Origin of the sequence: Pseudomonas sp. S11P7 (genome assembly GCF_023195435.1) — a bacterium.
GTDB lineage: Bacteria > Pseudomonadota > Gammaproteobacteria > Pseudomonadales > Pseudomonadaceae > Aquipseudomonas > Aquipseudomonas fluorescens_G.
Genome location: NZ_JALPKS020000002.1, coordinates 5,071,236 through 5,086,107, shown reverse-complemented (window position 1 = coordinate 5,086,107; position 14,872 = coordinate 5,071,236). Strand labels below are relative to the sequence as shown.

At 60.6% G+C, this 14,872-nt stretch carries 7 protein-coding genes; 2 read left to right on the top strand and 5 right to left on the bottom strand.

All coding sequences use genetic code 11. The annotated features are described in order from the left end of the window. Positions 1-94: 94 nt before the first annotated feature. The 5 genes from msrA to aceE all read right to left on the bottom strand — a co-directional run bounded on the left by msrA (position 95) and on the right by aceE (position 10,185). Positions 95-760, bottom strand: a complete 666-nt coding sequence (gene msrA / locus M0746_RS23340) for a peptide-methionine (S)-S-oxide reductase MsrA (RefSeq protein WP_258450737.1) — start codon at positions 758-760, stop codon at positions 95-97. A gap of 197 nt (positions 761-957) precedes the next feature. Further along, positions 958-3,654, bottom strand: a complete 2,697-nt coding sequence (locus M0746_RS23335) for a putative bifunctional diguanylate cyclase/phosphodiesterase (protein ID WP_208939018.1) — start codon at positions 3,652-3,654, stop codon at positions 958-960. Positions 3,655-3,897: 243 nt separating this feature from the next. After that, positions 3,898-5,295, bottom strand: a complete 1,398-nt coding sequence (locus M0746_RS23330; protein WP_258450736.1) for an alkaline phosphatase D family protein — start codon at positions 5,293-5,295, stop codon at positions 3,898-3,900. A 271-nt stretch (positions 5,296-5,566) separates the two neighbouring features. Continuing rightward, entirely contained in the window at positions 5,567-7,528 is a 1,962-nt protein-coding gene (aceF, locus tag M0746_RS23325) for a dihydrolipoyllysine-residue acetyltransferase (RefSeq protein WP_258450735.1), read from the bottom strand. Between the two features lie 11 nt (positions 7,529-7,539). Then, positions 7,540-10,185, bottom strand: a complete 2,646-nt coding sequence (gene aceE / locus M0746_RS23320; protein ID WP_208939015.1) for a pyruvate dehydrogenase (acetyl-transferring), homodimeric type — start codon at positions 10,183-10,185, stop codon at positions 7,540-7,542. A gap of 384 nt (positions 10,186-10,569) precedes the next feature. Here aceE and glnE point away from each other — a divergent pair, with 384 nt between their 5' ends. After that, complete coding sequence (gene glnE / locus M0746_RS23315) at positions 10,570-13,509, top strand: bifunctional [glutamate--ammonia ligase]-adenylyl-L-tyrosine phosphorylase/[glutamate--ammonia-ligase] adenylyltransferase (protein ID WP_258450734.1); 2,940 nt, start codon at positions 10,570-10,572, stop codon at positions 13,507-13,509. 328 nt (positions 13,510-13,837) lie between these two features. After that, positions 13,838-14,872 (top strand): lipopolysaccharide heptosyltransferase II, encoded by a 1,035-nt coding sequence (gene waaF, locus M0746_RS23310; RefSeq protein WP_258450733.1) that lies wholly within the window; start codon positions 13,838-13,840, stop codon positions 14,870-14,872.

The window sequence follows — 14,872 nt, the reverse complement described above, 5'->3', positions numbered from 1 at the left end:
GGGAATGCCTCAATGGACGCTCTGCGTCCGCTGTTGGAACGCGGAGCGTCCCGGGCTGCATTCCCACGCAGAGCGTGGGAACGATCAGTCGGCGTTAGTTGCCCGCCAAACTCGCCGGCATGCACACGCCCGTGCCGCCAATCCCGCAATAACCTTCCGGATTCTTCGCCAGATACTGCTGGTGATACGCCTCAGCAAAGTACACGGTCGGCGCCTGGTCGATCTCGGTGCTGATTTCGCCCAGCCCGGCCTTCGTCAGTTCCGCCTGGTACAGCGCTTTGCTTTTCAGCGCGGCGTCCAGTTGCTCAGGCGAGGTCGCGTAGATCACCGAGCGATACTGCGTGCCGATGTCGTTGCCTTGGCGCATGCCCTGTGTCGGGTTGTGCAGTTCCCAGAACATCGCCAGCAGCGCTTCGTAGCTGACAACAGCCTTGTCATAAACAACCAGCACCACTTCGGCGTGGCCGGTCAGGCCCGAGCAGACTTCCTCGTAAGTCGGGTTCGGTGTGAAACCGCCGGCATAGCCGACCACCGTGCTGACCACGCCTTCGCGCTGCCAGAAGCGTCGCTCCGCCCCCCAGAAGCAGCCGAGGCCGAAGATGGCGAAGTCGACGTCCTGAAAGAACGGGCCGAGCAGTGGGGTGTCTTCGAAGACGAAATGCTTTTCAGGCAGGGTCATCGCGGTTTCGCGGCCGGGCAGGGCTTGTTCTTTGGTTGGAAGCACGTTTTTGTTCACCAGGATTTCCGAGCGCAGAACCATGAGCGTTCCTCTCAGTCAGGTTGGATGTGAAAAGTCAGACCGCCAGTGTGCCCAATGATGCCCGGTTAATCACTACCCAAAATGTATGGGTACTGAAGGAGTGAGCCTGCTCGCGATAGCGGTGGGTCAGTCAGCAAAGACGTTACAGACAGACCGCTATCGCGAGCAGGCTCACTCCTACAAGGATATGCGGTGGCTTAGAGACAGAGCGGCCCGCGCGGATAGCGCTTGAGTGCCGGGATCAGTTCGGCGCCGGGGATCGGCCGGTCGAACAGGTAGCCCTGGCCGACGTCGCAGCGGTGGCGCCGCAGGAACGCCAGTTGCTCGGCGGTCTCGATGCCTTCGGCGACCACCTTGAGTTTGAGGTTGTGGGCCATGGCGATCACTGCCGAGGTGATTTCCATGTCGTCCTGGTTGTCAGGGATTTCGTGGATGAAGCTGCGATCGATCTTGATGATGTCGATCGGGAATTTCTTCAAGTAGCTGAGCGACGAATAGCCGGTGCCGAAGTCGTCCATCGCCAGGGTCAGGCCCAGACGTTTGAGCTGATCGAGCTGCAAGTGCGTGTCTTCGGTGGCTTCCAGCAGCAGGCCTTCGGTCAGTTCCAGCTCGAGCAGATTAGCCGGCAGCGCTTCTTCCTTGAGGATGTTGGCGATGGAGGCGACCAGATCCGGGTCGGAAAACTGCTTGGGTGACAGGTTGATTGCCACTTGCAGATTACCCAGGCCGGCAGCGGTCAGGGCTTTGCTCATGCGGCAGGCCTGACGGGCGATCCATTTGCCGATCGGAATGATCAGGCCGGTCTCTTCGGCGACGCTGATGAACTGATCCGGGCGAATCATCCCGCGTTCCGGGTGATTCCAGCGCAACAGCGCTTCCATACCGAGCAGGCGGCCGCTGCGCAGGCACAGCTTGGGCTGGTAGAACACGTCCAGCTCGTTCTGGGTCAAGGCGCGGCGCAGGTTGTTCTCGACGAACAATTTGTAACTGGCCTCGGCATTCAGCGCCTCGGTGAACACCTGCAACTGGTGTTTGCCGTTGGCCTTGGCCTTGTGCAGCGCCAGACCGGCGTTGCGCATCAGCGTCTGCGGATCGCGTCCGTGCAACGGTGCGCAGGCCAGACCGACCGAGCCGGTGACGCTGATCAACTGGTTGTCGACGAACATCGGTTTGTCGAGGGTCAGCAGCAACTGGCTGGCAATGCGTTGCCCGGCTTCGAGGTCGGTATTGTCGAGCAACACGGCAAACTCATTACTCGCGAAACGCGCCAGGCTACCGCTCGGGCTGAGACTGTTGCGCAGGCGTCGAGCGAGGCTGATCAGCAGTTTGTCGCCGGTCTGATGGCCGAGGCTGTCGTTGATGCGCTTGAAGTTGTCGATGTCCACCAGCAGCAGGCTGATCGGCGTATCGCTGTCGCGGGCGAAACGCTCGTCGAGGTTGCGGATAAACGCCGGGCGGTTGCCGAGGTTGGTCAGGTTGTCGGTATAAGCCAGGCGCTCGATGCGCTGCTGCGCCAGTTTGGTCTGGGTGATGTCTTCGTAGATACCGATGTAATGCGTCAGCTCGCGGTTGTCACCGTACACCTTGGAAATCGACAACTGGCCCCAGTACGGTTCGAGATTCTTGCGGCGGCTTTTGAATTCGCCCTGCCAGCTGTTGCTCTGGGCCAGCGCCGAGGGCGCGTCGAACAACAGTTCGCTGAGGTTTTCCAGCGCCGGCAGTTCCGACAGGCGCTGGCCGTGGACTTCTTCGGTGGTGTACTGGGTGATCGCCGTGAAGCTCGGGTTGACGTACTCGACCACGCCATCGCAATTGACCAGCAAAAAGGCGTTGGCGCTTTGCTCGACCGCACGCTGGAACAGGTGCAAGGCGCTGGTGGCGGCGCGGCGGTTGTGGTTGTTGATGACTTGCGCGAACTGATCGGCCAGCTCCCCGGCAAACGCGATCTCGTCGGACTGCCAGGCGCGGGTCACGCCGGTCTGCTCCAGGCAGAGCACGCCGACCACCTGGCCATCGACGCGAATGCTCGCATCGAGCATGGCGTTGACGTCACGCGGGCGCAGGGCTTCGGCCATCTCGCGTGTGCGCGGGTCGCGCATCGCATTGTGCGCATCGATGGCGCGGCTGCCGTGCAGCGCTTCCAGGTAATCGGGGAAGCTGCCGATGTCGATCACGTCCGGGAGGATGTATTCCTGGGTCGCGCGGTGGTAAGCCGAGATCGGCACCAGCAGATTGCCCTCGAGATTCCACAGGCTGGCGCAGTCGATTTCATAGATATCGCAAGCGCAGCGGGTAATCAGTTCGGCGGCTTCCTGCAGCGAGTTGTGCGTGCTGTAGCGCTGACGGGCGAGCAGCAGAATCAGCTCCTGCTGGGCACGCACGCGCTCAAGGTGCTGCAGTTGTTCCTGCTGGGCACGTTGATTGAGTTCGAGAGCGATCTGCAGTCGTGAGTTCTGTGTTTCGAGGTCGACGGATGGCTGTGGCGGCGGCTCATCGAACACATCGTCGACTGCCAGCAGGTAACCGCGCAGCAGATGCCGATTGTGCTGTTTATAGGCTTCGCCCAGTTCCAGGATGCTCAGCGCTCCGGAGGCGGTGTGCAGGGTGTAACGCACCAGATAATGCGGGCTGATGGTGAGCTGTTGCTGGATCGCGTCATGCAGTTGATAGCGCGCTTCCGGTTCCATCAGGCTGGCATACGGCGAGCCGACCAGTGCGCACAGCTCGACGGCCGGCTGGCCAAATTGGCGTTCACAGTTGGGATCGAGGAACAGCATGGCCCAACTGGCTTCATTCAAGCGCTCGAAACGCAGCATGCCGAGCCGCGAGGGCACAGGCAACTGCGTCACTACCTCGGCCACCATACGGCTGGCGGCATCGGGTTGGCTCTTCATGAAGGGAACTCGCTTGGAAATATGCTGAATGCGCCGGGCTCGCGCCCTCTTAACTGTTGTCTGCGGCAAGGTTGCATCATTGCGGCATCGACTGACAAGAGAGATGAAGGCCAAGTGCTATAAGAATATGTCGGCTGGACTGAACATTTCTCCAGCCAGTGCACAAAACTAATACGCCGAGCATGATGGACAGCCGTTCCAGAGCAATCCGAGCTCGGCAACGGCTGTATAGGCGCCCGCTGATCAGCGCAGGGGAATGGCGATCGATTGCAGGCGTTTGCCGTCACGGTCGTGGTAGTTGACCTGTATCTGCCCGGCCTCGACCACCAGGTGGGCAAAATTGTCCTCGCTGACCACCGTGCTGGTCAGCTCATGCCGATAATCCCCCGCAGCGGTGCGCACCAGTGGCTGATCGAGAATAAACGTCGAGGCTTTGGCGTACGGCAGCAGTTTGCTGTTGCACAGCGGCGAAGACACCACGGTGTGTACTTCGAAGTCCGGGTCTTCGCTGTGACTCAGGCGTGCGGTCAGCGAACCGTGTACATCACCCGAAATGAACACGACATTCTTGATCCTTTGTGTGCGAATCGTCTCCAGCAGGCGCAGGCGTTGTTCGGGAAAGGCTTTCCAGGCGTCGTCGCCATGAAGTTTGCGGTCCGGGTAGAACATCACACTGGTCACCACGAACTTGACCCGCGCTTCACTGTGGATCAGCCATTTGAGCAGGGCCTGCTCCTGAGCCTCATCGAGAATGCGCCGATCATCGGCTGACAAGTTGCGGCGAGTACGACTGTCGGTCACAAACCATTCGATATCGCCATCGCTGAATTGATACCAGTAATGCTCAAGCGACGAGCGATCTATTTCACCGTTAGTTGTCAGTGGATGTACCGGGCTGTGACTGGCCTGATACAACTCATAGGCCGCCATTGCATTGCGGAATAAATCGACGTCGGACTTGTTGGCATTGGCTGGCCAGTTGTCTTCAATTTCATGGTCGTCGAGGATCATGTAAGTTGAAGTGCCAGACATCAGCCGTTTTATATTGGGCTGAGAGAACGCCGCGCGGTACTTGCTGAGAATATCCTTGTACTCCCGATCTGGCGCGATCAGATTCAAATCATCGACATAGATCTGGTCGCCGGTCATCAATACCGCACTGATCGGTGGCTCAATCCCCTCGATCACTTGATTGATTGAAGCAAAGATCCGGTCGCCGAGTTGGGGCAGCGACGCAACGCCGGCGGTCATACGCAGATAGCGACACGACCCGACAATATAGGCGCGCGGCTGCATAGGCTTGCTGGAGCGGGTCCGCAGACGATAGATCTCGCGCGGCCATTGCAGCGGCAACTCGGCAACGCTGTCTGGCGTATGCACCGGATTCATCGGACTGAACCAGCCGGCCTGATATTCATACTCGGTATCGGCGCTCAAGTTGTTGAGGGCGAAAACGTGGGACATGTCGCGTATATCGCTCAGATGCGCGAAGTTACCCTTTGACCATTGTTGTGCGCCGGAGGCGCGATAACGTATTCCGGCAAACACACGTGAATTATTCTGACGATCGCCGCGCAGGAATATGCGCGCATGAGCAGTTGTTACGTGGCCGACAATCGGGCCGATAGTTGGTTTTAACATGTCGAATCCATTCGAATTAACTTGAATTAACAGGATTGTTAAGTTTTCTTAGTTGAATTGGCTGCGCGTAGGTTAGTTGTGTGTCGGATAAAAAGATCACTGCCAAGTCGACCAGGGTTGTGGCCGATGTCAGCGCAGCGTGTGGGAAAAAGGCGAGGGGCAAGTTTCTTCAGGCAAAAAAAGCCCCGCCAGATGACGGGGTTGAGGTACGAGCGTGTGGCGCTCGAAAGGGTGCAACAAGCGGCCCTCCGTTGCCGGAGGGCCGTTTGGATTACAGCAGGATGGTGCGGATGTCGCCCAACAGGCTGCCCAGACGCTGGGTGAAGCGTGCGGCTGCAGCGCCGTTGATCACACGGTGATCGTAGGACAGCGACAGTGGCAGCATCAGTTTCGGCTGGAAGGCTTTGCCATCCCAGACTGGCTGGATGGTTGCCTTGGACACACCGAGGATCGCCACTTCCGGCGCGTTGACGATCGGCGTGAAGCCGGTGCCGCCAATGTGACCGAGGCTGGAGATGGTGAAGCACGCGCCTTGCATCTCGTCCGAGGACAGCTTCTTGGTGCGGGCTTTTTCAGCCAGCGAAGCCGCTTCGGCCGCCAGTTGCAGCAGGCTCTTCTGGTCGACGTTCTTGATGACCGGCACCAGCAGGCCATCCGGGGTGTCGACGGCGAAGCCGATGTTCACGTATTTCTTGCGGATGATTGCCTTGCCGCTTGGTGCCAGCGAACTGTTGAAGTCCGGCAGCTCTTTCAGCAGATGCGCGCAAGTCTTGAGCAGCAATGGCAGGATGGTCAGCTTGACGCCAGCCTTCTCGGCTACGGCCTTCTGTGCAACACGGAAAGCTTCCAGCTCGGTGATGTCCGCCGAGTCGAATTGCGTGACGTGTGGCACGTTCAGCCAGCTACGGTGCAGGTTGGCAGCGCCGACTTGCATCAGGCGAGTCATCGGCACTTCTTCGATTTCACCGAAACGGCTGAAATCGACGACCGGGATCGGCGGGATGCCCGCGCCACCGGTTGCGCCGCCAGCAGCGGCCGGTGCTTCCTTGGCCTTCTGCATCATCGCTTTGACGTAAGTCTGCACGTCTTCTTTCAGAATACGACCGTGCGGACCGCTGGCGCCGACAGCGCTCAGCTCTACGCCGAATTCGCGGGCCAGTTGACGCACGGCGGGACCTGCGTGAACTTTCGCGCCTGGCTTGGCCGGTGCAGCAGCGGGAGCGGCAGCAGCAGGTGCAGCGGCCGGGGCAGCAGCGGCAGGTGCCGGGGCGCTCGGTGCAGCAGCGGCCGCTGGAGCTGGAGCCGCAGCAGGCGCCGCGCCTTTGACTTTCAGCTTGAGGATCAGGTCGCCGGTGCCGACTTCGTCATCCAGCTTGATCGAAACGCTTTCAACCACGCCAGCGGCAGGCGATGGAATTTCCATGCTGGCCTTGTCGGATTCCAGGGTGATCAGCGACTGGTCGGCCTCGACGGTGTCGCCGGCCTTGACCAGCACTTCGATGATCTTGGCCTTGCCGGCCGAACCGATGTCCGGAACGTGGATGTCCTGCACGCTGTCGGCGACCGGTGCCGCCGGAGCAGCAGCCGGAGCTGGCGCAGCGGCGGCTGCAGGCGCGGCAGCCTGAGCCGGAGCGGCCGCAGCAGGCGCCGCAGCACCCGCCACTTCCAGATCCAGAATCAGATCGCCAGTGCCGACTTCGTCGTTGAGCTTGACGCTGATGGCCTTGACCACGCCAGCGGCAGGCGACGGGATTTCCATGCTCGCCTTGTCGGATTCCAGAGTGATCAGCGATTGATCAGCTTCGACGCTGTCGCCGACCTTGACCTGGATCTCGATGATCTGCGCCTTGCCCGACGAACCGATGTCCGGCACGTGCACTTGCTGTACCGAAGCGGCAGCAGGGGCAGCGGCAGGCGCGGCAGCAGCAGGCGCCGCAGCCGGTTTTTCCTCAGCTTTCGCCGCCGGAGCAGCCGCTGGAGCAGGGGCCGCTTCAGCGGCGCCCTCGACTTCCAGCTCAAGCAGTTCGTCGCCTTCTTTCAGGCGGTCGCCCAGCTTCACTTTCAGGCTTTTGATGACGCCGGCTTTCGGGGCCGGCACTTCCATGCTGGCCTTGTCCGATTCCAGGGTCAGGATGCTCTGGTCGGCTTCGATACGGTCGCCGACCTTCACAAACAGTTCAATTACTTCACCTTCACCGCTGCCGATGTCAGGTACGCGAATGAGTTCGCTCACAAAATGTCTCCTCAGCAGTCCAGTGGGTTGCGTTTTTCCGGGTCGATGCCGAACTTGACGATGGCTTCAGCCACGACTTTAGGTTCGATATCACCACGGTCAGCCAGTGCTTCCAGGGCTGCCAACACCACGAAATGACGGTCGACTTCGAAGAAATGACGCAGTTTCTTGCGGCTGTCGCTGCGGCCGAAACCGTCGGTGCCCAGGACTTTGAATTCCTTGGACGGTACCCACTGACGGATCTGCTCGGCGAACAGCTTCATGTAGTCGGTAGAGGCGATGACCGGACCTTTGCGGCCGTTCAGGCACTCTTCGACGTAGCTCAGCTTCGGCTTCTGGCCAGGCTTGAGACGGTTGCTGCGCTCTACGGCCAGGCCGTCGCGACGCAGTTCGTTGAAGCTGGTAACGCTCCACACATCGGCGCCAATGTTGAACTCTTCACGCAGGATCTTCGCCGCTTCACGCACTTCGCGCAGGATGGTGCCGGAGCCCATCAGCTGAACGTGGTGCGCTGCGTCGCGAGTGTCTTCCTCGAGCAGGTACATGCCTTTCTTGATGCCTTCTTCGGCACCGGCCGGCATGGCTGGCTGCTGGTACGACTCGTTCATCACGGTGATGTAGTAGAAGATGTCCTGTTGCTCTTCGGTCATCTTCTTCATGCCGTCCTGAATGATCACCGCCAGCTCGTAGCCGTAGGTCGGATCGTAGGTGCGGCAGTTCGGGATGGTCGCGGCCAGCAGGTGGCTGTGACCGTCTTCGTGTTGCAGACCTTCACCGTTCAGGGTGGTGCGGCCGGCGGTGCCGCCGATCAGGAAGCCACGGGTACGGCTGTCGCCGGCAGCCCAGGCCAGGTCGCCTATGCGCTGGAAGCCGAACATCGAATAGAAGATGTAGAACGGCAGCATCGGCTGGTTGTGGCTGGAGTACGAAGTACCGGCAGCGATGAACGAGCTCATGGCGCCTGCTTCGTTGATGCCTTCTTCAAGGATCTGACCTTTCTGGTCTTCCTTGTAGAACATCACCTGGTCCTTATCGACTGGCTCGTAGAGCTGGCCGACGGAGGAGTAGATACCCAGCTGACGGAACATGCCTTCCATACCGAAGGTACGGGCTTCGTCCGGGATGATCGGAACGATGCGCGGGCCGATTTCCTTGTCTTTGACCAGTTGCGCGAGGATGCGCACGAAGGCCATGGTGGTGGAAATTTCGCGGTCGCCGGAACCGTCGAGGATTGCTTTGAGCGTGTCCAGATCCGGAGTCGGTACGCTGAAGCTCTGCGCGCGGCGCTGCGGTACGAAGCCGCCCAGTGCGGCTCGACGCTCCGCGAGGTAGCGGGCTTCGGCGCTGTTTGGCTCCGGCTTGAAGAACGGCAGGTTCTCCAGCTCTTCGTCCTTGACCGGGATGTCGAAGCGGTCGCGGAACAACTTCAGGCTGTCGACATCGACTTTCTTGGTGTTGTGCGCGGTGTTTTTCGCTTCGCCGGCACCGGTGCCATAACCCTTGATGGTCTTGGCGAGGATGACGGTCGGTTGTTCTTTGTGGTTGACCGCTTCGTGGTACGCCGCGTAGACCTTGTACGGGTCGTGGCCGCCACGGTTGAGTTTCCAGATCTCGTCGTCGGACAGATCGGCAACCATTGCCTTGAGTTCAGGCGTGTTGAAGAAGTGCTCGCGAACGAACGCGCCGTCTTTGGCTTTGTAGTTCTGGTACTCGCCGTCGATGACTTCGTCCATGCGACGCTGCAGGATGCCGTCGACGTCTTTTGCCAGCAACGGGTCCCAGAAACGGCCCCAGATGACTTTGGTCACGTTCCACTGTGCACCGCGGAACACGCCTTCGAGTTCCTGGATGATCTTGCCGTTGCCGCGAACCGGGCCGTCGAGGCGCTGCAGGTTGCAGTTGATGACGAAGATCAGGTTGTCCAGCTTTTCGCGGCCGGCCAGGGAGATCGCGCCCAGGGATTCCGGCTCGTCGCACTCGCCGTCGCCCAGGAAGCACCAGACTTTCTGTTTGCCTGGCTGGATGAAGCCGCGGTGTTCCAGGTACTTCATGAAACGTGCCTGGTAGATCGCCTGGATCGGGCCCAGACCCATCGATACGGTCGGGAACTGCCAGAAATCAGGCATCAGCCACGGGTGCGGATAGGACGACAGGCCTTGACCATCGACTTCCTGACGGAAGTTGTTCATCTGGTCTTCGGTGATGCGGCCTTCCATGAAGGCACGGGCGTAAACGCCTGGCGAGGTGTGGCCCTGGAAGTAGATCAGGTCGCCGCCGTGTTCGTCGGTCGGGGCCTGGAAGAAGTAGTTGAAGCCGATGTCATACAGGGTCGCACTGGAAGCGAAGCTGGAGATGTGACCACCCAGGTCAGAATCTTTCAGGTTCGTACGCATTACCATGGCCATCGCGTTCCAGCGTACCAGCGAGCGAATGCGGCGTTCCATGAACAGGTCGCCAGGCATGCGTGCTTCGTGGGTAACGGGGATCGTGTTGCGGTAAGGCGTGGTGATGGCGTAAGGGAGCTGCGAACCGCTGCGGGTCGCCAGTTCACCCATACGGGTCATCAGATAGTGAGCACGGTCTTCGCCTTCTTTGTCGAGAACCGATTCCAGGGCGTCCAGCCATTCCTGGGTTTCGACGGGATCGAGGTCTTGCATGGCTTGCTCCAGGGCGGAAAGGCTTCCAGAATCGGTTGCCTGAGTTTGCGACTGGCCTTGTGGGCAGACGATTTAAAATTCTTGGATTGCCGACAGGTTGTTCCGGCGGCGTGTAGTTTTACTACAAATCTTCCGGCATTTCAGCCTTTCGAATGTATAGACGAGTAGTAAAACTACAGAAGAATGGCTCGTGGCCTCCAACTGCGTTGTGAGAATAATCGTTAAGGTTGGTCTTTTACCATCCGAAAAAGGTGAAACTTTGATATTCGCTGCCAACGACAATGAATTTTCAGCTATTTCTAACTTTTGTTCGACACTCCGGCGGGTAGCGGCTTTTCGCCAATCACTACAAGCGGCCGTTTACACGCCGATCAAGGATAGACCATGACCCTGCCCGTGCTTGCCGAACTGCCCGCCATTCTCCTGCCGTTGGTCAATCGATCCGAGCAGTCGTTCCGTACGGCCGTCGCCGCGCTGGATGACGATCACGGGCTGGCAAACTGGACGCCCGAGCGCTGGGCGCAGTTCGCCCGCGTCAGCGCTGCCAGCGAGTTTGTCATTGAACAGAGCGTTCGTGACCCTTTGATGTTACTGGCGCTGGTGCAGTCGGGCGAACTCGACCGGGCTTATGCACCGGGCGAACTGTGCACGCAAATTGCCGCCGCAGTAAATGCCGCGCAGAGCGAAGATGAGCTCGGCCGAGCCCTGCGCCGCCAGCGCGCCCGGCATCAGGTGCGGATCATCTGGCGTGACCTCACCCGCCAGGCCGATCTGGTGCAGACCTGTCGCGACCTCTCGGACATGGCCGACGCCACCATCGATCAGGCCTATCAGTGGCTGTACAGCCGTCATTGCGAACAGTTCGGCACGCCGACCGGGCGCCGCAGCGGCCTACCACAGCAAATGGTCGTTCTCGGCATGGGCAAGCTCGGCGCCGTCGAATTGAACCTGTCCTCGGACATCGACCTGATTTTCGCCTATCCCGAAGGCGGCGAGACTGTTGGTGTGAAGCGCTCGCTGGATAACCAGGAATTTTTCATCCGTCTCGGCCAGCGCCTGATCAAGGCGCTCGACCCGATGACCGTCGACGGCTTCGTGTTCCGTGTCGACATGCGCCTGCGTCCCTACGGTTCGTCCGGCGCGCTGGTGCTCAGCTTCAATGCGCTGGAACAGTATTACCAGGATCAGGGCCGTGACTGGGAACGCTACGCGATGATCAAGGCGCGAGTGGTGGCGGGCGATCAGGCGGCGGGTGCGCAGTTGCTCGACATGCTGCGGCCGTTCGTTTACCGGCGTTACCTGGATTTCTCGGCGATCGAAGCGCTGCGCACCATGAAGCAATTGATCCAGCAGGAAGTGCGGCGCAAAGGCATGGCCGACAACATCAAGCTGGGCTCCGGTGGCATCCGCGAGGTCGAGTTCATTGCCCAGGCCTTTCAGTTGATTCATGGCGGACGCGATCTGAGCCTGCAACAGCGTCCTCTATTAAAGGTGTTGAGCACGCTGGAGGGGCAGGGCTATCTGCCGCCGGCGGTGGTCAGTGAGTTGCGCGAAGGCTACGAATTCCTGCGTTACGCCGAACATGCGATCCAGGCGATCGCTGACCGTCAGACCCAGATGCTCCCGGACAGCGCACAGGATCAGGCGCGCATTGCCTTCATGCTCGGTTTCGCCGATTGGGGCGCTTTCCACGAAAAACTGATGTTCTGGCGCGGCCGCGTGGCCTGGCACTTCGCTCAGGTGATCGCCGATCCCGACGAAGAAGAAGGCGCCGAAAGCGAAGTGGTGGTCGGCGGTGAATGGCTGCCGTTGTGGGAAGAAGCGCAAGACGAAGAGGCGGCGTGTCGTCAGTTGCAGGAGGCCGGTTTTGCCGATGCGAGCAAAGCCCTGAAAGCCCTGGCCGGTTTGCGCAGCAGTCCGCAGTTGCGCGCCATGCAACGGTTGGGGCGAGAACGGCTCGATGCGTTCATTCCGCGGCTGCTCGCGCAGGCGGTAGAACATGCCAATCCGGATCTGGTGCTTGAGCGGGTGCTGCCGTTGGTTGAGGCGGTTGCGCGGCGTTCGGCTTATCTGGTGCTGCTGACCGAGAACCCCGGTGCGCTGCGGCGTTTGCTGACGCTGTGTGCGGCGAGCCCATGGATCGCTGAGCAGATCACCCGCTTCCCGCTGCTGCTCGACGAGTTGCTGAATGAGGGCCGCCTGTTCAAGCCACCCTTGGCGCCGGAGCTGGCCGCCGAGTTGCGCGAGCGCCTGACGCGGATTCCCGAAGATGACCTCGAGCAGCAGATGGAAGCCCTGCGCCATTTCAAACTGGCGCACCGCTTGCGCGTCGCCGCTTCGGAAATCGCCGGCAGCCTGCCGTTGATGAAAGTCAGCGACTACCTGACCTGGCTGGCCGAAGCGATTCTCGAACAGGTGCTGGCCCTGGCCTGGCGCCAGACCGTGGCCAAATACGGCACGCCGCTGCGCACCGACGGTACCTTGTGCGACCCCGGCTTCATTATTGTCGGTTACGGCAAGGTCGGCGGTCTGGAGCTGGGGCATGGTTCGGATCTGGATCTGGTGTTCATTCACGACGGCGATCCGCAGGCAGAAACCGACGGGCCGAAGTCGATCGATGGCGCGCAATTCTTCACGCGGTTGGGGCAGCGGATCATTCACCTGCTGACGGCGCAAACCAACTCCGGCCAGCTCTATGAGGTCGACATGCGGCTGCGACCGTCCGGTGCGGCAGGGTTGCTGGTCAGCTCGCTCGGCGCTTTCGCCCGCTATCAGGAAAACGAAGCCTGGACCTGGGAGCATCAGGCGTTGGTGCGGGCGCGGGTGCTGGTTGGTAGTCAGGACGTTGGCCAGGCATTCGAGAAAGTCCGCGCGCAAGTATTGGGCAAGGCGCGGGATCTGGTGAAGCTGCAGCAGGAAGTCAGCGAGATGCGCGCGAAGATGCGCGACAACCTCGGCACCAAGGCTACCGCGGCCGGCACGGCGGCCAATGCCTTCGAGGCGACGGCGTCGTTCGACCTCAAGCAGGACGCCGGAGGTATCGTCGATATTGAATTTATGGTGCAATACGCGGCTCTGGCGTGGTCGCAAAGCCACCCGCCACTGCTGCGCTGGACCGATAACATCCGCATTCTGGAAGAGCTGGAGCATGCAGGGCTGATGCCTGCCGAAGACGCCAGCCTGCTGCGCGAGGCTTATAAAGCCTACCGCTCGGCCGCGCACCGGCAGGCCTTGCAGAAGGATGCCGGGGTGATCCCGGGCGACCAGTTTGCCGAAGAGCGCCGGCAGGTCATGCGAATCTGGCGTGAGTTGGAGCTAAGCTGAAACGCGCCAGTGCAGCGATGAGTTTCGAATGTGGGAGCGAGCCTGCTCGCGAAGGCGAAGTGTCAGGCGACGTCAATGCTGGATATGTCGGCCCCTTCGCGAGCAGGCTCGCTCCCACAGTGGATTTTCGGTGTTCAAGGTTTTGCGGCAAAACGAATAACCCTGTGGGAGCGGGCTTGCCCGCGATAGCGGAGTATCAGACGACACTAGTGTTGGTTGTGAAGACCCCATCGCGAGCAGGCTCGCTCCCACAGAAGATCTACAGTGTTTGTAGAATTCTCGAGGCGGGGAGGCGTAATTGCCTCCCCGGTTCGTTTTTGGAAAGCACATGAATATTTTGATCGTTGGGCCCAGTTGGGTCGGTGACATGGTGATGGCGCAGACACTGTTTCAGTGTCTCAAGCAGCGCCACCCGCAATGCGCAATCGACGTGCTGGCGCCCGAGTGGAGCCGGCCGATCCTTGAGCGCATGCCCGAAGTGCGCAAAGCCTTGAGCTTCCCGCTCGGCCACGGCGCGCTGGAGCTGGCGACGCGTCGGCGCATCGGCAAATCCCTCGCCGGGCAATACGATCAGGCGATCCTGTTGCCCAACTCGTTGAAGTCGGCGCTGGTGCCGTTTTTTGCCGGCATCCCCAAGCGTACCGGCTGGCGTGGCGAGTTCCGCTACGGCCTGCTCAACGACGTGCGCACGCTGGATAAAGAACGTTATCCGCTGATGATCGAGCGCTTCATGGCCCTGGCTTACGAGCCCAACGCCGAGCTGCCCAAGCCCTACCCGCGCCCGAGCCTGCAAATCGATCCGGTGACCCGCGAAGCGGCATTGGCCAAATTCGGCCTGACCCTCGATCGCCCGGTCCTGGCCCTGTGCCCAGGCGCCGAGTTCGGCGAATCCAAACGCTGGCCGTCCGAGCACTACGCCAAAGTTGCCGAAGCGCGCATTCGCGAAGGCTGGCAGGTGTGGTTGTTCGGCTCGAAAAACGATCACGCGGTCGGCGAAGACATCCGCGCGCGTTTGATCCCGGGCCTGCGTGAAGAGGCGGTCAATCTCAGTGGCGGGACTTCGCTGGCCGAAGCCATCGACCTGCTGTCGTGTGCCGACTCGGTCGTCTCCAACGATTCCGGCCTGATGCACGTCGCCGCCGCGCTGAACCGCCCGCTGGTGGCCGTCTACGGTTCGACTTCGCCGGGCTTCACCCCGCCTTTGGCCGAGCAGGTCGAAATCGTGCGCCTGGGCATCGAATGCAGCCCGTGCTTCGACCGTACGTGCCGGTTCGGCCATTACAACTGCCTGCGCCAATTGATGCCGGACGCCGTCAACGACGCCTTGCACAAGTTGCACGGCTCCGTGGTCGAGGTTCATTAA

Excerpts from the sequence above, each read along its gene's own strand:
- msrA (WP_258450737.1), bottom strand. The coding sequence starts at position 760 with ATGGTTCTGCGCTCGGAAATCCTGGTGAACAAAAACGTGCTTCCAACC.
- M0746_RS23335 (WP_208939018.1), bottom strand. The coding sequence starts at position 3,654 with ATGAAGAGCCAACCCGATGCCGCCAGCCGTATGGTGGCCGAGGTAGTG.
- M0746_RS23330 (WP_258450736.1), bottom strand. The coding sequence starts at position 5,295 with ATGTTAAAACCAACTATCGGCCCGATTGTCGGCCACGTAACAACTGCT.
- aceE (WP_208939015.1), bottom strand. The coding sequence starts at position 10,185 with ATGCAAGACCTCGATCCCGTCGAAACCCAGGAATGGCTGGACGCCCTG.
- glnE (WP_258450734.1), top strand. The coding sequence starts at position 10,570 with ATGACCCTGCCCGTGCTTGCCGAACTGCCCGCCATTCTCCTGCCGTTG.
- waaF (WP_258450733.1), top strand. The coding sequence starts at position 13,838 with ATGAATATTTTGATCGTTGGGCCCAGTTGGGTCGGTGACATGGTGATG.